Genomic DNA, 17,206 nt, shown 5'->3' on the forward strand with positions numbered 1-17,206 from the left:
CATTGTCTTACATTAACGGTAACTTGGCTATGCAGCCAAAGCGCAAACCGGAGGAGCGGCAAACCGTCCGCGAAACAAAGCGCGTCGTCGTCAAGCGCAAGACGCTTCCGACTCAGGAAAAGCTGTTGTATATGTTTTCGGTCGTTGTACTCGTTATCGTGCTTGGACTCATCTTGGTCCGTCAGTCTCAAATCTACGGGATGCGTGTCGAAATCAAGCAAATGACTAACGAACACGAAGCGATGAACATTGAAATGAAAGAGCTGACCAAGCAGGTAGAGATGCTCTCCGACAAAGAGAGGATTCGCAAGCTGGCAGAGGAGCGGGGCATGACCATTACGGAAACGCCCGGCATTACGGTAAATCCGGGTGTGGATGATACCGAGTCTGCCTTGCGGAACTAGGTGACCGCTATGATAAAACGAATTCGATTACGGACATTGCTGTTTGGAGGGATAATGACCCTCCTTTTTGTTATTCTTTTAAGCCGAGTCTACTGGGTACAGGTCGTCAAGGGCGATTTCTGGTATGACATGGCCAAAACAAGATGGTCAACAGAAGAAAAGCTATACGCCAAGAGGGGGACAATTACGGATCGGGATGGTACGGTGCTTGCAATGGACACACTGGCGTATACCGTTTCGGTAAATCCAAAGCTCATTAACAGCTTGGATATTGCCGACGAGGTGGCGAAAGGGCTGCATACTCTATTAGGGAAGCCGGAGGCTGAACTATTGAAGCTCGTTACCGCCCAGAAGGAAGGAACCGATGAATATTTTGTTTACCGGTCGGTCGGCCGGGAAGGGCTGAAGATCGATAAGGAGCTTGCGGATAAAATAAAGGCGTTTAGCGACGAGTTGGCCAAAAAGCATGAGGTCAAAAACAAAGATGTGGGCATTCATCTTGCGAATGATACGAAACGCTACTATCCGAAAAATATGTTGGCTTCGCAGCTTCTAGGCTATATTGATCTGCAAGGCCAGGCTAAGACCGGAATTGAAGCTTTTCTTGACGAGAAGCTGAGAGGCCAAGACGGCAACATTATTTACGAGAAAGACGGCAAGCGGGTCGAGCTTGCGAACGGAGAAATCTCTTACCAGCCCGCGAAAGACGGACAGGACATTACGCTGACGATCGATGCCGAAATTCAACGTTATCTTGAAGACGCTCTTAAAGGAATCGTAGATCAATATCATCCGAAGACAGTAACGGCGGTTGCGGCTGATCCCAAAACGATGGAAATTTTGGCTATGGCGCAAATGCCGACGTACAATCCGAATATCTATTGGAAAAGTGATTACGACAATGCATATAACCACTCCATCAAATCGCTTTATGAGCCGGGCTCGACGTTCAAAATCGTGACGCTTGCAGCGGCTGTGGAAGAAGGGCTTTTTAATCCAAACGCGACTTATAAGTCAGGCTCTATAAACATACCGCGCAGTAAACCGGTTAATGATATTAATAGAGTGGGCTGGGGAACGATCAGCTACTTGGACGGACTGAAACACTCCAGTAACGTAGCGTTCGTTAAGCTAGGACTGGAACAGCTTGGCGGTGAGAAGCTAGTCGACTATATCAATCGTTTTGGGTTTGGTCAGAAGACTGGTATTGCGCTTGGCGGGGAATCATCAGGGAAGGTCAATATTAATTTGAACCGGCCTAGTGACATCGCTCGGGCATCTTTCGGACAAGGGGCAGTACAAGTAACGGCAATTCAGCAAGTTGCTGCTGTCGCTGCTGTCGCGAATGGCGGCAAGCTGCTGCAGCCGCAAATTATTAAGCAAATTTATGATCCGGCCACTAAAACGACCCAGAAATTTGAGCCGAAGGTTGTCCGGCAAGTCATATCTCCAGAATCGTCAAAGAAAGTCGGCGAATACTTGGAGCAGGTCGTATCTGACAAAGTGATTGGTACGGGTAAAAACGCCTATATTGAAGGATATCGGGTGGCGGGTAAAACAGGTACGGCACAAAAAGTTGTAAACGGCGTTTATTCCAAAACAAAATTCGTCGTTTCTTTTATCGGATATGCGCCGGTTGAAGATCCGAAGATCGTACTGTATATCGTAGTCGACGAGCCGAACAACTCCCTCGTGGGCGGCGGTACAGTTGCGGCTCCTGCTTTCAAAGAGGTCGTCTCCAAAACGCTTCGTCACTACGGTATCGCGCCTAGCGTTAAGCTAGAGGACGAGCCGAAGAAGAAAGACGCGATCACAGCTCCAGATATGAGATCGCAGACCCTAGTGCAAGCGAAGGCGCTGCTTAAAGCCAAAAATCTCGATTATGAAATTGTAGGCAACGGTACAACCGTCCTGCAGCAAATTCCGGCGAATGGGACTGTTATTAATTCGTCGCAGCGAATCTATCTAATTACGGAGCAGCGGGACAAGCTGAAAGTTCCGGATTTGACCGGACTGTCGCTCCGGGATGCGCTTGAAGTGTCTTCCGTACTGAATATCCGCCTGATCGTCGAAGGCCAGGGGTATGTCGTCTCTCAGCAGGAGGAGCAGATAAAAGGCGAACGTCACTTGCGTCTCAAGCTGCAGCCGCCTGAGGGCGGCGATATTATCGTTCCGGGCGATAGTTCGACCGACAGCGCTGATGATGCAGGCGGAGACGCTGATCATACCGGCACCTCCGATGGCGAGGGCTCCGACTCTGCCTCCAATGAGCCAGTTGATTAACCGGCTTCAGCTTTTTCGAGAACCCCCTGTTTATTTACAAATACAGGGGTTCTCTTTGTTTGTGGTTGCGGTTGGGATTATGGTTGGGATTGCGCGGGGCAGTTCGCAGCGGGATTGTAACTGTGCTGCTGTATGACGGCTGCTGATTGAAGGGTATATGTAACCTTGATGCGCCGGAGTGAGCAGGACGGCCGCTGCTGCCTTGCGCCACAAAGATTGTATGTACTTGAGTAACATTGGTTTGTAGCGCCTAGGGCTCGGGCGATCCGTCGGCCGCCAAAATGCAAAAATACATTTTGATAGCCGCAAAAAGTGCGTTTTTCCGCCTCAAAATGTAAAAGTGCATTTTGATCGGCCGAATTTGCTCAAAATCGGCTGAAATGACCAATTCGACATGCAGATTTGCATTTTGATCGACTTTTCGGCTGCAAAACGCCAAAACAAAATGTATTTTTGCATTTGGATTGCTGCGGCTACATAAACAGTGACGGTATTTGTTGCTTTGGTCTCGATCTGAGGTGTTTGGCATTCGCGCAGCGCAACAGCACCTCGTCTTTTGTAAATGGGTCTTTGCCCTTATGCTTAAAGAGCAACAGCGGAGCGAAAGCCGAGCCCGATCTGACTTTTCGCAGGTTCGCTCCATCAATCGCAGCAGCGATTGTATGGAACCAAGAACGGCAGAGCGGGCCGGTATTCGCGCAGCGCAACAGCACCTCGTCTTTTGTAAATGGGTCTTTGCCCTTATGTTTAAAGAGCAACAGCGGAGCGAAAGCCGAGCCCGTTCTGACTTTTCGCAGGTTCGCTCCATCAATCGCTGCAGCGATTGAATGGAACCAAGAACGGCAGAACGGGCCGGCATTCGCGCAGCGCTGATAAAGCTTGTTCTATTGCACCCTTGTCCCGAATAGTTTGGGAATGAGCGCCAGTGCGCGCTTTGCGACAATAAGTCCGAGGAGTGGATAGAGCGATGAAAGTTTCGAATGTCACATTGCGACGTCGTCTTTTTGCAGTGCTGATCGTTGGGATTATTGCTTTCGCGGCGCTTGTGCTGCGGTTGGCATATGTACAGCTATGGGAAGGGGAGCAGCTTGCTTCCAAAGCGGAAAATTCCTGGAGGCGGGATATTCCTTATATGGCCAAGCGGGGCGAGATTTTGGACCGCAACGGTACGAAGCTGGCGTACAATGTCAGCTCGCCTACCGTATGGGCCATTCCCGTGCAGATCAAAGACAAGCCTGCAGCGGCAAAGACGCTCGCTCCATTGCTGGATATGACTGAAGATGATCTCTTAAAGCTGCTGAACAAGAAAAAAACGATGCTCGTCCAACTAAAGCCTGGCGGCCGGAAAATGACGCTGGAAAAAGCGCAGCAGGTGCGCGAGCTGGCGATTCCGGGCATTGTTGTAGCGGAGGATAATAAACGCTTTTATCCGTTTGGAGACTTAGCTGCGCATGTCCTTGGCTTTACCGGTATTGACAATCAGGGGCTTACGGGCGTAGAACTGAAATATAACGATATGCTGACAGGCATCAAAGGGAATGTTTCCTTCTTGTCCGACGCGAAGGGCCGTCAAATGCCGAATTCTTCGGATACATATGTTGAGCCGAAACAAGGGCTGACGATGCAGCTGACGATAGACAAGCAAATTCAGTCGGTTATGGAGCGCGAGCTCGATCAAGCGATGGCGCAGCTGCAAGCGGACAATATCATTGCCATTGCAATGGACCCGAACAACGGCGAGGTGCTCGGTATGGCGAGCCGGCCGACTTTTGAGCCGGATAAATATAATGAGGTGCCTGCGGAAGTATACAACCGGAATTTGCCGATTTGGATGACTTACGAGCCCGGTTCGACTTTCAAAATTATTACATTGGCCGCAGCTATTGAAGAGAACAAAGTTGATTTGAAAAATGAAAGATTTTTCGATCCGGGCGCAATAGAGGTGGGCGGTGCGAGATTGCGGTGCTGGAAAAAGGGCGGTCACGGCAGCCAGACCTTCCTTGAGGTTGTGGAAAATTCTTGCAATCCGGGCTTCGTAACGCTGGGTCAAAGGCTTGGCAAAGACAAGCTTTTCAATTATATTAAAAACTTCGGATTCGGTACAAAAACCGGCATCGATATTAATGGCGAAGAGAATGGCATTATGTTTAAAATGAATCAAGTTGGTCCTGTCGAGCTGGCAACTACAGCATTCGGCCAAGGTGTATCGGTTACGCCGATTCAGCAGATTACGGCGGTGTCGGCAGCGGTCAACGGCGGCACGCTTTATAAGCCGCATGTGACGAAGGGCTGGATCAACCCCGAAACGGGGGCTGTGGTTGAGCGAACCGAGCCCGAGGCGGTGCGTACAGTCATATCTGAGGAGACGTCCAAGCTAGTCCGGGAGGCGCTGGAGAGCGTTGTAGCCAAAGGCACAGGCCGCAATGCATTTATTGACGGCTACCGCGTCGGAGGCAAAACCGGTACGGCGCAAAAAGTCGTCAACGGCCGTTATTCCCCGAACGAGCACATCGTGTCATTCATCGGCTTTGCACCGGCGGATGATCCGCAAATCGTCGTCTATGTGGCTGTCGACAATCCGCAGGGCATTCAATTCGGCGGGGTCGTTGCGGCGCCGATCGTTCGCAACATTATGGAGGATGCGCTGACGATTCTTCAAGTGCCTGCCAGAGACAAGCAAATTACCCGCAACTACAAGCCAGGCGAGACGCCGGTTGTAACCGTGCCGAATCTAGTGGGCAAGACCGTGTCGGATATCTATGAAGATATGAATATGAATTTCAACCTGACATCTGCAGGGTCCGGCAATACCGTCATCCGTCAGGCACCGGCCGCGGGAGCGCGTGTAGACCGGGGCTCGACGATACGGATTTATTTGGGCGATGAGGATGATATATCCCATTCCCATTGACTATAATGGTAGTTGAAGCAATATGACTAGGAGGCATGCAGCATGCTATTAAGTGAATTGGCTGAACTTCTCATAACGTCCCGGCTTGTTGGCGCCGGAGATACCGAAATATCGGGATTAGAGACAAATTCCCGCAGCGTCCAGAAGGGCGACTTGTTTATTTGCCTGCCCGGCCATACGGTCGACGGACATGACTATGCGCCTCAGGCTCTCGAAGGCGGTGCTGCTGCTTTCGTCGTCGAGCGCAAGCTAGACATCGATGCACCGCAGCTGATCGTCAAGGACAGCCGGGTTGCGATGGCCGTCCTGGCTGATCATTTCTACGGGCATCCCAGCCGCTCGCTTAGTTTGATAGGTGTTACAGGTACGAATGGCAAAACGACGACAACCTATTTGATTGAACAAATATTGAATGACAACGGTAAAAGCGCGGGCGTTATTGGTACAGTTGAAATGCGCTATGAGGGGAAGTCGATCCCAATGTCGGGCACGACGCCTGAAGCACTGCAGCTGCAGCGCTATCTGGCGGATATGCGCGAAGCGGGGACGACCCATTGCGCGATCGAGGTATCCTCTCATGCGCTGGATCAAGGCCGGGTCAAGGGCTGCCGGTTCCGTACAGCCGTCTTTACGAACCTGACGCAGGATCATCTTGATTATCATGGCACGATGGAAAAATATGCAGCGGCCAAAGGACTCTTTTTCTCACGGCTGGGCAATGAATATCCGGCGCGGGAGCAGGATCGTTCCTTTGCGGTTCTCAACATTGACGATACGGCTTCCCATGAATTTATCAAAATGACGGCAGCAGAGGTCATTACTTACGGCATCGATAATGATGCGGACGTGCGTGCCTCTGGCATTTCCATTACGGCGCAGGGAACTTCATTTCATGTGAGCACCTTCCGCGGCGAGGCGAATATTACGCTGCAGATGGTCGGCAAGTTCAATGTCTACAATGCGCTGGCTGCCATTTCAGCCGCTTTAATAGAAGGTGTTCCGCTGGAACAAGTGAAGACGAGTCTTGAAGCTGTTCCTGGCGTGCCAGGGCGGGTAGAATCGGTGCAGGCGGGTCAAAGCTTTGCCGTTATCGTCGATTATGCGCATACACCCGACGGCTTGGAAAACGTGCTGCGGGCCGTTAAGGAGCTTGCTCCGCCGCGCATCATCTGCGTGTTCGGCTGCGGCGGAGACCGCGATAAGACGAAACGTCCGCTTATGGGCTCGATTGCGGCAAAATACGCCGATTATGTCCTAGTTACTTCTGATAATCCGAGAACCGAAGATCCTGCACTTATACTTAAAGATATTGAAGCGGCCCTCATTGCCGACAAAGTGGCTCCAGCCCGTTATGAGCTGCAGGTCGACCGCCGCACGGCAATTGAAAAAGCGGTTGAAATGGCAAGCCCAGGCGATGTAGTATTGATTGCGGGGAAAGGTCATGAAACGTATCAAATCATCGGAAGCGTAACACATGCGTTCGACGATCGTCTCGTGGCGAAAGAAGCGATAAGGGGATTATTACATTGATTAATCGAAATTTGGAGCAAATAGCCGGCATGTGCGGTGCCAAATGGAATAAGAAGGATGCCGACGTCCGTATTGAAGGCGTTGGGACCGATTCACGGCGTGTTCAAGCTGGACAGCTGTTCATACCGCTCGTTGGTGATAATTTTGACGGGCATGAATTTGTGGAGCAGGCATTGAAAGACGGAGCTGCAGCCGCAATGTGGCAATCGGGGCGCGAGGTGCCGGAGGCTTTGGCCGACGCTCCGCTGCTCAAAGTGCGGGATACGCTTAAGGCGCTGCAGCAGCTTGCCTCTTCTTATCGGGAAGAGCTGTACGTCCGAGTGATTGGCATTACCGGCAGCAATGGAAAAACGACGACGAAGGATATGGTAGCTGCCGCACTTGGCACGTCATATCGCGTTCATAAGACAGAAGGCAATCTGAACAATCATATCGGCTTGCCGCTGACCGTTCTTCAATTAGATGAAGACACGGATTGTGCTGTTCTGGAAATGGGGATGAGCGGGTTCGGCGAAATCGATCTGCTGACGAACATTGCCCGCCCGGATATCGCGATCATTACGAATATTGGCGATGCCCACCTGCTTCAGCTTGGTTCCCGCGAAGGAATCGCCAAAGCGAAGCTGGAAATTGTGCAGGGGCTGCAATCACGCGGCCTGCTGCTGTATAACGGCGACGAGCCGCTCCTTAAAGCAGAGCTTGCAACGATGGAGCTTCCCGAAGGGCTTGAGCTGCAAACTTTCGGGCTGGAGGACACAAATGACTGGTCGGCTGCGAATATTGATATAGGTGCCGTATCGTCCTCCTTCACGGTCATCCGTCAAGGGGAAGCTTCCGATGTGCCATATACAATTCCGGTGCCGGGTCAGCATAATGTGAGCAATGCGCTTGCTGCGATTGCAATCGGACGCCGTCTTGGCATATCGAACGAGCAGCTTCGTACCGGCTTGGCCGGGCTTGCGCTGACCGGGATGCGCATTCAGCCTGTTCGAGCGTATAATGGGGCGATGATTCTCAATGACGCCTATAATGCGAATCCGACGGCTGTACGGGCTGCTATCGATCTGGTAGAGAAGCTGGAAGGCTTCCGGAAGAAATGGATCGTGCTTGGTGATATGCTGGAGCTGGGGCCGGAAGAGGAGTCGCTTCATTATGAAGCCGGCGCCTATGTTACACCGGAGAAGGCGGATGCCGTGCTAACGCTCGGCAAGCTGTCGGAGCGGACGGCAGAGGGAGCGAAAGCGACTCTAGGAGACGATGCTGTCGCTCATTTTGCAGATAAAGATGAGCTTGCGGAGTGGCTGAAGGTCCGGCTGGAGCCGGGCGACCTGGTGCTTGTCAAAGGGTCCAGGGGCATGAGAATGGAACAAATCGTTCAAACTTTGGAAGTGGGGTGAGGAAATGGATATGATGGTCATTTTATTTTCATTAGGCGCATCATTCCTGCTAGCAGTACTGCTCGGACCATTATTCATTCCTCTGCTCAGACGGATGAAGTTCGGACAGCAAATCAGGACGGATGGCCCGCAAAGCCATTTGAAAAAAAGCGGAACGCCTACGATGGGCGGCATTATCATTATGCTGGCGCTGCTCATTTCTTTTCTGAAATTTTCGGATAAGACGCCCGAATTTTGGGTGCTTCTTACCGCCTCGATCGGCTTTGGACTTGTCGGCTTTCTAGACGATTATATTAAAATCGTATTTAAACGGTCGCTTGGCTTGACGGCCCGGCAAAAGCTGTTCGGCCAGCTGTTATTCTCCATCATCGTATGCGCGCAATTGTACAATATGAATCATAGCACGGTCGTATCTGTACCATTGACGGGCTGGGGCTTTGATATGGGCTGGTTCTATTATCCTTTCGTCGTTATCATCATGTTCGCCGCGAGCAACGCGGTCAACTTTACCGACGGACTGGATGGCCTGCTGTCGGGGACGAGCGCTATCGCCTTTGGCGCATTTACGCTCGTTGCGCTTCAGGCTTCGGCGCATGAATCGGCGATTTTCTCCGCTGCAATGATTGGCGCAGTGCTCGGTTTTCTCGTCTTCAACGCCCATCCGGCGAAGGTGTTTATGGGGGATGCGGGCTCGCTCGGTATAGGCGGAGGCATCGCTGCGGTTGCCATTCTTGCCAAAGCGGAGCTGCTGCTTATCGTCATCGGCGGCGTGTTCGTACTGGAGATGCTGTCTGTAATCCTGCAAGTTGGCTCATTCAAGCTCCGCGGCAAGCGGATTTTCAAGATGAGTCCGATTCATCATCATTTCGAGCTGTCGGGCTGGTCCGAATGGCGGGTTGTATCTGTTTTTTGGACCGTTGGACTTTTATTCGCCCTTGTGGGACTGGCGCTCGCACGCGTATTCTAGCAGCAGCAACACACACATATGCAGGACAACAAAATGCGAACATACATTTTGTTGTCCTTAATGCTTTTTATTAGGTATCATCAATATGTAAATATGCAGAGGTTAAAGGTATGCATTTTAGCTTTTCTACATACAAAAAGGAGCTGCTGAATTATGAACCATCCGGAATCTTACCGGGGCCGCAAGGTGGTCGTACTGGGCCTAGCCAGAAGCGGCGTTAGTGTTGCAAAGGTATTCCATGCCCTCGGAGCGGACGTTGTCGTCAACGATAAAAAAGAACGTGAATTATGTCCCGAAGCGGATGAACTGACTGCTTTGGGCATTTCTGTGCTATGCGGTTATCACCCGGACGATCTTGTCACGGAGCAAACGGCGCTGCTAGTCAAAAATCCGGGCATCCCTTATTCGGCCGATCCGATTCGCCGGGCGGAGGAGCTTGGCGTAGAAGTCGTGACCGAGGTAGAGGTCGCCTATTGGCTGTCGCCTGCGCCGATTATCGGTATTACCGGCTCTAACGGCAAGACAACTACGACGACTTGGATCGGCGAGCTGCTTAAAGCTGCGGGTACAAATCCGATTATCGCCGGCAATATCGGTACACCGCTTTGTGAAGCGGCCCTCGTTGCAAGCGCCGAGGATTGGATCGTCGCTGAGCTTAGCAGCTTCCAATTGAAAGGGACGAGCGCTTTCCGTCCGAAAGTGGCGCTGCTGCTGAATATTGCGGAGACTCACCTGGATTATCATGGCGGCATGGAGGATTACGTAGCATCGAAAGAAAAGCTATTTGCCAATCAGAGCAGCGATGACGTTGCTGTGCTGAACTGGGATGATCCTGTATGCCGGGGGATCGCTGCCCGCGTGAAGGGAAGCGTCCTGCCGTTCTCGTTATACGAGCGTCTGGAGCAAGGCGTTTGCGTAGAGCCGCCATTTGCGAAAAATGCAGACGCAGAGAGCGCTGCTGTCGCCAGAGAGATCGTATGGCGCCGGGAAGACGGCACAGAAACAGCTATTTTGCCCGTGGATGAGCTTGGCATACCGGGCCGTCACAATGCAGCTAACGCCTTAGCGGCCATTGCTGCATGTCTGAGCGCAGGCTCAGACCCGCAAGCGCTTGCTGCCGCCCTGCGCGGCTTCAGGGGCGTAGAGCACCGTCTGGAGTACGCAGCCGAGGTGAATGGCGTGAAATACTACAACGACTCGAAAGCGACTAATCCGATCGCCACTACGATGTCCGTTGGTTCGCTCAGCGCGCCAATTGTACTTATCGCGGGAGGACTCGACCGCGGCTCCGATTATATGGAGCTGCTGCCGTTGTTCCGCGACCGGCTGAAAGGCCTCGTCGTCCTTGGCGAGACGAGAGCGAAGCTTGCGGCTGTTGCGGAGCTTGCGGGTTTAGAGAGTGTCCGAATGGTCGAACCTGTAGAGGACGCCGAGTCCACACTGCGGGAAGCCGTACGGCAAGCAGCCCTGCTTGCTGAGTTAGGTGATATCGTACTGTTGTCGCCTGCATGCGCAAGCTGGGATATGTTTGAATCCTATGAGCAACGCGGGCGCATTTTTAAAGATTCGGCGCATACCTTGTAAGTAGGGGGCTCGTCCCTACTTACGCAAGCTAAGAGGTGTGTTGAATATGGCCAAAGGCAGGTCCGCCCCGGACGTCTGGATGATAATCTCGATTGCGCTCATTCTCTCCATTGGATTGGTGATTGTATACAGCGCGAGCGCCGTCCTCGCTTTCCATGAGTTCGGTGATAAGTTCTACTATGTGAAGCGTCAATTTATCTTTGCTCTATTAGGCATAGGTGCTTTGATTTTTACGATGAACGCGAATTATCAAATTTGGAAAAAGTGGGGCAAACTCGCGCTGATCATCTGCTTCGTGCTGCTTGTCATCGTGCTCATACCCGGTATTGGCGTCGTACGCGGCGGAGCGCGAAGCTGGCTCGGCATTAGCTCCTTCGGTATTCAGCCTTCGGAATTTATGAAGCTCGCGATGGTGCTGTTTCTGGCCAAATGGCTGGCGGAGAAGCAGCAGACGATTACGCTGTTCACGAGAGGACTGCTTCCGCCGCTTGGTTTGATGGGACTAGCCTTCGGGTTAATTATGCTACAGCCGGATCTTGGCTCGGGCGCTGTCATGGTCGGCGCTTCACTGCTGCTTATTTTTACAGCGGGGGCCCGAATTAGTCACCTGGGTTCACTAGCGCTAATTGGCGTTGTTGGGCTTGTGGGACTTATTATTGCTGAGCCGTATCGGCTGGACCGGATTACCGGTTTTTTGGACCCATGGTCGGATCCGCTTGGGAAGGGCTATCAAATTATTCAATCCCTATATGCAATTGGACCAGGAGGACTGGTTGGACTGGGGCTTGGCATGAGCCGGCAAAAGTTTAGTTATCTCCCAGAGCCGCAAACCGACTTTATTTTCTCCATCCTATCGGAGGAGCTTGGTTTTATCGGTGGTACGGCGTTAATTACGCTGTTCGCCATTCTCGTATGGCGGGGCATCCGGACAGCTATCGCTGCACCGGATACGTTCGGAAGCTTGCTGGCGGTCGGCATTACTGGCATCGTCGGCGTGCAGGTACTGATCAATATCGGCGTTGTTATCGGCGCGATGCCTGTAACGGGCATTACGCTTCCGTTAGTGAGCTACGGCGGTTCATCGCTGACGCTGCTGCTGACGGCGTTAGGCATTTTACTCAATATTTCACGCTATTCCAGATGAAGCAATACGAAGCAATACACATCCATGGTCGACATAAGCCTCAATGGCAGATAAAATGGTAGAGTCTTGTTCATGCTTTATTCGATACGGATTGCGCAGATTTGCCGCCCTCAGGCGGCAGCGCATTCGGCTTGGGCGTTCATGACGCCCATTTTGTGTTTGTAACCGCAGACATCCTTTACGCATAATCGCAGCTCCGTGCTGCTGAAACTTATAGAGCCAATAATGTTGATCATGCTAGAATGAACGAAATGAAAAGGAATACCGCTTTCCGTGAGGGGAGCGAAGGGATGGGCTGCTGTCACACTCGGGCTGCGCTGGGCATAGGATACTCTATAAATCGTGACCATCACCCGTTCGGGACCGGTTACTGTATACGCAGCCCGTATTCGGCGGCTTTCTCACCGCAGAAGCGGCAGCGAAATCCATCCTTCATCAAGGAAGCATAAGGAGGTACGACCCTATGAAAACATTTATAGCCGAGCTGGAAGAAGCCGGTCTGGGCCAACTGCTGTTCGACGAGCCGCTGGCCAAACATACAACGTGGAAAATCGGCGGTCCCGCCGATGTGATGCTGATCCCGGCAGAAAAAGACGAACTCGTGTCGGCCATCCGATTGCTTCATAAGCATGGCATCCCGTGGACCTCTCTGGGCCGCGGCTCCAATATGCTGGTGAGCGACAAAGGAATTCGCGGCGTTGTCATTAAACCCCGTGACGGACTCGATTATGTGCGCTTTGATGGAAATCTTGTTCATGCTGGAGCAGGTTACTCCTTCATCAAGCTTGCCGTTATGGCCAGCAAGGAAGGGCTTAGCGGACTGGAATTTGCAGGGGGCATTCCCGGCACGGTAGGCGGAGCCGTCTACATGAACGCAGGCGCGCACGGATCCGATGTATCACGTATTTTTAGATCAGCTGAAGTTGTGACGGAAACAGGTGAAGTTATTCGTTACGAACGCGAGGAAATGCAGTTTGCCTATCGCCACTCTATTCTGCATGAGAAAAAAGGGCTGGTGCTCGAGGCGGCCTTTGAGCTTATCGAAGGAGACCGGCAGGCAATTTCTGCAGCGCTGGCAGAGCACAAGGAAAGACGGCTGCGCACACAGCCTCTGCAATTGCCTTGCTGCGGCAGCGTTTTCCGCAATCCGACTGGCGATCACGCCGCGAGATTGATTGAAGCGGCCGGATTGAAAGGTGCTCGTTTTGGAGGCGCGGAAGTTTCGGAGCTGCATTCGAATTTCATCATCAATACCGGGCAAGCGACGGCTGAAGATGTTCTCACCCTCATGTCACATATCCAAGTAACGATTCAGGACCGGTACGGCGTTTCGTTAATACCGGAAGTATTGGTGGTGGGTGAGCGGTAATTCGGAGGTGATACATTGGACAAATTGGTGATTGAAGGCGGGAAACCACTCTCAGGATCCATTGTTATCCAAGGAGCGAAAAATGCCGCTTTGCCGATATTGGCAGCCAGTCTGCTGGCGGATGGCACAACGACGATTGATCATGTGCCTAAGCTGCTGGATATCGAGGTCATGCTTAACATTTTACGCGAATTAGGATGCCGCGCCGAGCATAGTGGGGATACGGTCGTATTAGATACGGAAGCCGCTCATACCTCTCATGTGCCGGAGTCGTTAATGGGACAGATGCGATCTTCTATTTTTTTAATGGGTCCATTGCTTGCAAGATTCGGAGAAGTTCAGGTATATCAACCCGGCGGCTGCGCAATTGGCGAACGGAAAATCGATCTTCATTTGCAAGGGCTTGAAGCGCTTGGCGCAGAGATTGAGGAATTGGGCAATCGAATTATTTGCAGAGCGGATAAACTGTACGGTGCTGACATTCATTTGAGCTTCCCAAGCGTAGGAGCGACGGAGAACATTATGATGGCTGCCGTGCTGGCTGAAGGAAGGACGACGATCAGCAACGCTGCGAGAGAGCCGGAAATTCAAGATTTGCAGCGTTTTCTGAACACGATGGGCGCGAAAATTATCGGGGCCGGCACAGATACGATTACGATCGAAGGGGTACAGTCGCTTAAGCCATGCCGGTATAAGGTTATTCCCGATCGAATCGTCGCCGGTACGATCATGGTGGCCGCAGCGGCTACACGCGGTCAGGTAACGCTGCAAAACACGAATCCGGCGCATTTGACTTCCTTAATTCATGTGCTTCGGCGCGCAGGTGTTCAAATCGCCGTAGACGGTGATATAATTAAAGTCGGCAGTGCTTCAAGGCCGAAAGCGGTTGAACGGATCGTTACCTCTCCGTATCCTGCATTTCCGACAGATCTTCAGTCTCAAGTTATGGTGCTGTTGACTCTTGCTGACGGCGTCAGCATCCTGAAGGAGACGATCTTTGAGGGCAGGCTGAAGCATGTCGACGAGTTGAACCGTATGGGCGCTGATATTCGGGTGGATCTCAATGCAGCGATTATTCGCGGTGTCCCCCGGTTGTATGGTGCCACCGTCGAAGCGACGGACTTGAGAGCAGGAGCTGCGCTTGTCATCGCAGGATTGGCTGCTAACGGCAAGACGGTCGTGGAGCAAGTTCATCATATCGACCGCGGCTATGACCGTATCGAGTCTATGCTATCCCGGCTTGGAGCAAGAATTACCCGGAATTCCCCGGTACCTAACAATCTTACGAACTAGTTTTCGAAACGATCATATACCGGATCCCGCCAAGTTGGGGGACCGGATGTTTTTATGGAAAGAAGGGACAAGCTGTGAGTGTTCAGATGCCTGTGCTGAAACAACCGGAACGCCCGAAAAAAGGCAGCCGAAAGCTGCTGTCTGTTCTTTTATTACTATTTGTGGTCATCTTGGCCGTCTTGTTCTTCAATTCTTCGATTAGCAAAATTTCTTCGATTGAAGTTGCCGGGGCCCAATATGCAACCGTTGCTGAAGTCGAGCAAGCGGCAGACATCGAAGTGGGCGAAGCGTTTTTCGGCGTTTCAAAGGAAAGAATTGAAAACCGGGTTCGCGCCTTGAAACCGATTGATGAGGTAGTCGTGGAGAAGCGTTTTCCAGGGGCTGTTAAAATTTCAGTTAAAGAGCATCCGGTTGTCGCGTTCGAGATTGGTACGGAAGGAAACATGACCGCGATTATGTCCAACGGCACGAGCGTAACAGCAATCAGCAATGATGTGCTGCTGGACAAGCCTGTCCTTTCCGGCTGGGCGAAGGACGATCCGCTTCGAATGGATTTGACGAAGCAGCTGGGTAAAATTTCGGCCAAGCAGCTTTCCGATTTATCGGAGATTATTCCATACCCGTCCAAGGCGTATCCCGACCGGATCAAAATTTATACGAGAACCAAATTTGAGGTTGTAACGTCGATCTCCGTACTGGAAAGCAAAATCGAGGCATTGAATGCCGTCATCGAGACGCAGGAGCCAGGCAAGATTACGATGCTTTTAGCGGACACGTATGTTCCGTTTGATGGAAGCTCTGAGGAAAATATGGAAACGAATCAAAAATAGACTACTCAATAGCTTCAAAGAATGGTAGAATTTTAATTGTCAATCATTTTAATGACAGACTTGACACCAATGGGATCGAGAGGCGCTATGAATGCGCTTTTCGGGCATTAAAATAAGAGTTATGAAAATTTTGTTGAAAAAAGAGGGAAAATATCAACTACGTTGAATATGTAGAAAGACGTTTAGGCCAGGCCATCTATTTGAGGCTAAATTTTATTTTTTGAAACGGAGGTGCCGCGGGTTGAGCAGCAACGACATCATCGTCAGTTTGGACATCGGTACATCCAAAGTTCGTGCTATTATTGGCGAGATTAACAATGGAGCCATTAATATTATTGGAGTTGGATCTGCCGACTCGGAGGGTATTCGCAAAGGAGCAATTGTAGATATTGACCAAACCGTTCAATCGATACGCAATGCGGTAGAGCATGCGGAGCGAATGGTAGGCATTCAAATATCAGACGTTTATGTCGGCATTCAAGGCAATCATATTGGCTTGCAGACAAATCGTGGCGTCGTTGCCGTATCCAATGAGGATCGTGAAATAGGCGAAGAAGATATCGAACGCGTCGTTCAGGCAGCTAAAGTGGTCGCGCTGCCACCTGAGCGAGAGATTATTAATTTGGTTCCGAAGCAATTTTTGGTCGACGGACTTGAAGGCATTTCTGATCCGCGCGGCATGATCGGCGTACGCCTGGAAGTGGAAGCGACCGTTGTAACCGGTGCAAAAACGGCCATACATAATTTAATGAGATGCGTGGAAAAGGCCGGTCTGCGGATTAAAAGTGTCATTCTTATGTCGCTTGCATCGGGCGTCATGTCGCTGACGAAGGACGAGAAGACGATCGGTACGGTATTGACAGATATCGGTGCAGGATCGACGACGATTACGATCTATGAGCAGGGCGGACTTGCGGCTACTGCTACGTTGCCGATTGGCGGCGAATATGTGACGAACGACATTGCTTACGGTTTGCGGACGCAAACGGATCAAGCGGAGAAGATCAAACTGAAGTACGGCTGTGCATTTGTGAGCGATTCAGCTGAGGATGTGAAGTTCAAAGTGACTCGCATGGGCAGCAACCTGGAGAAGGAATTTTCCCAGGTCGATTTGGCGAGCATTATTGAACCGCGCATGCAGGAAATTTTCCAGCTGGTACGGCAGGAAGTTATCCGTCTCGGCTATGGCGATAAAGTGAACGGCTATGTTCTGACAGGCGGCTCGGTATCAATGCCAGGCACGCTTGCGCTGGCACAGGCCGAATTGGAATCTACCGTTCGCATCGCGTTGCCGGATTATATCGGCGTTCGCGACCCGGCTTTCAGCAGCGGGGTAGGTATGATTCAATACGTCTCGAAATATATGGGAGCACGTGGATCAAGTACAGTGAAGAAAACGACTAAAAGCAAGACGGGTTCCACCGCTTCATCCAAACCCGGTATGTTCGAACGGATAAAAAGCATGTTTAACGAATTTATTTGATCGGGGGAAAT

General features: G+C 51.5%; 13 protein-coding genes. All 13 read left to right on the top strand.

Going from position 1 to position 17,206, the window contains the following annotated elements; all coding sequences use genetic code 11:
• Positions 1 to 2: 2 nt before the first annotated feature.
• Positions 3 to 404, top strand: a complete 402-nt coding sequence (gene ftsL, locus TY10_RS01315; RefSeq protein ID WP_052350281.1) for a cell division protein FtsL — start codon at positions 3 to 5, stop codon at positions 402 to 404.
• 54 nt (positions 405 to 458) lie between these two features.
• On the top strand, positions 459 to 2,687 hold the full coding sequence (locus TY10_RS01320) for a penicillin-binding transpeptidase domain-containing protein (RefSeq protein ID WP_238327398.1): 2,229 nt from the start codon (positions 459 to 461) through the stop codon (positions 2,685 to 2,687).
• Positions 2,688 to 3,209: 522 nt separating this feature from the next.
• Positions 3,210 to 3,560 carry a hypothetical protein gene (locus TY10_RS01325; protein ID WP_042159802.1) on the top strand — a complete coding sequence of 117 codons (351 nt, stop codon included), beginning with the start codon at positions 3,210 to 3,212 and terminating at the stop codon, positions 3,558 to 3,560.
• Positions 3,561 to 3,654: 94 nt separating this feature from the next.
• Positions 3,655 to 5,598, top strand: a complete 1,944-nt coding sequence (locus TY10_RS01330; protein ID WP_042159804.1) for a stage V sporulation protein D — start codon at positions 3,655 to 3,657, stop codon at positions 5,596 to 5,598.
• Positions 5,599 to 5,640: 42 nt separating this feature from the next.
• Positions 5,641 to 7,128 carry a UDP-N-acetylmuramoyl-L-alanyl-D-glutamate--2,6-diaminopimelate ligase gene (locus tag TY10_RS01335; protein WP_042159806.1) on the top strand — a complete coding sequence of 496 codons (1,488 nt, stop codon included), beginning with the start codon at positions 5,641 to 5,643 and terminating at the stop codon, positions 7,126 to 7,128.
• Positions 7,125 to 8,525 (top strand): UDP-N-acetylmuramoyl-tripeptide--D-alanyl-D-alanine ligase, encoded by a 1,401-nt coding sequence (locus tag TY10_RS01340; RefSeq protein ID WP_042159807.1) that lies wholly within the window; start codon positions 7,125 to 7,127, stop codon positions 8,523 to 8,525. The genes TY10_RS01335 and TY10_RS01340 overlap by 4 nt, the downstream gene beginning before the upstream one ends.
• 4 nt (positions 8,526 to 8,529) lie before the next feature.
• Complete coding sequence (gene mraY, locus TY10_RS01345) at positions 8,530 to 9,492, top strand: phospho-N-acetylmuramoyl-pentapeptide-transferase (protein ID WP_042159808.1); 963 nt, start codon at positions 8,530 to 8,532, stop codon at positions 9,490 to 9,492.
• Between the two features lie 153 nt (positions 9,493 to 9,645).
• Complete coding sequence (murD, locus tag TY10_RS01350) at positions 9,646 to 11,076, top strand: UDP-N-acetylmuramoyl-L-alanine--D-glutamate ligase (RefSeq protein WP_042159813.1); 1,431 nt, start codon at positions 9,646 to 9,648, stop codon at positions 11,074 to 11,076.
• Between the two features lie 46 nt (positions 11,077 to 11,122).
• Positions 11,123 to 12,220, top strand: a complete 1,098-nt coding sequence (gene spoVE / locus TY10_RS01355) for a stage V sporulation protein E (RefSeq protein WP_042159815.1) — start codon at positions 11,123 to 11,125, stop codon at positions 12,218 to 12,220.
• 463 nt (positions 12,221 to 12,683) lie between these two features.
• Positions 12,684 to 13,589, top strand: a complete 906-nt coding sequence (murB, locus tag TY10_RS01360; RefSeq protein WP_042159817.1) for a UDP-N-acetylmuramate dehydrogenase — start codon at positions 12,684 to 12,686, stop codon at positions 13,587 to 13,589.
• Between the two features lie 15 nt (positions 13,590 to 13,604).
• Complete coding sequence (gene murA / locus TY10_RS01365; protein ID WP_042159819.1) at positions 13,605 to 14,882, top strand: UDP-N-acetylglucosamine 1-carboxyvinyltransferase; 1,278 nt, start codon at positions 13,605 to 13,607, stop codon at positions 14,880 to 14,882.
• Positions 14,883 to 14,956: 74 nt separating this feature from the next.
• A complete protein-coding gene (locus TY10_RS01370; RefSeq protein ID WP_081735062.1) occupies positions 14,957 to 15,712 on the top strand; it encodes a cell division protein FtsQ/DivIB in 756 nt (251 codons plus the stop codon).
• Positions 15,713 to 15,953: 241 nt separating this feature from the next.
• Positions 15,954 to 17,195 carry a cell division protein FtsA gene (gene ftsA / locus TY10_RS01375; RefSeq protein WP_042159821.1) on the top strand — a complete coding sequence of 414 codons (1,242 nt, stop codon included), beginning with the start codon at positions 15,954 to 15,956 and terminating at the stop codon, positions 17,193 to 17,195.
• The last annotated feature ends 11 nt before the right edge of the window (positions 17,196 to 17,206 follow it).

Source organism: Paenibacillus gorillae, from assembly GCF_000513275.1.
Classification (GTDB): Bacteria; Bacillota; Bacilli; order Paenibacillales; family Paenibacillaceae; genus Pristimantibacillus; species Pristimantibacillus gorillae.

Excerpts from the sequence above, each read along its gene's own strand:
- mraY (WP_042159808.1), top strand. The coding sequence starts at position 8,530 with ATGGATATGATGGTCATTTTATTTTCATTAGGCGCATCATTCCTGCTA.
- TY10_RS01330 (WP_042159804.1), top strand. The coding sequence starts at position 3,655 with ATGAAAGTTTCGAATGTCACATTGCGACGTCGTCTTTTTGCAGTGCTG.
- spoVE (WP_042159815.1), top strand. The coding sequence starts at position 11,123 with ATGGCCAAAGGCAGGTCCGCCCCGGACGTCTGGATGATAATCTCGATT.
- murB (WP_042159817.1), top strand. The coding sequence starts at position 12,684 with ATGAAAACATTTATAGCCGAGCTGGAAGAAGCCGGTCTGGGCCAACTG.
- TY10_RS01320 (WP_238327398.1), top strand. The coding sequence starts at position 459 with ATGACCCTCCTTTTTGTTATTCTTTTAAGCCGAGTCTACTGGGTACAG.
- TY10_RS01335 (WP_042159806.1), top strand. The coding sequence starts at position 5,641 with ATGCTATTAAGTGAATTGGCTGAACTTCTCATAACGTCCCGGCTTGTT.
- murD (WP_042159813.1), top strand. The coding sequence starts at position 9,646 with ATGAACCATCCGGAATCTTACCGGGGCCGCAAGGTGGTCGTACTGGGC.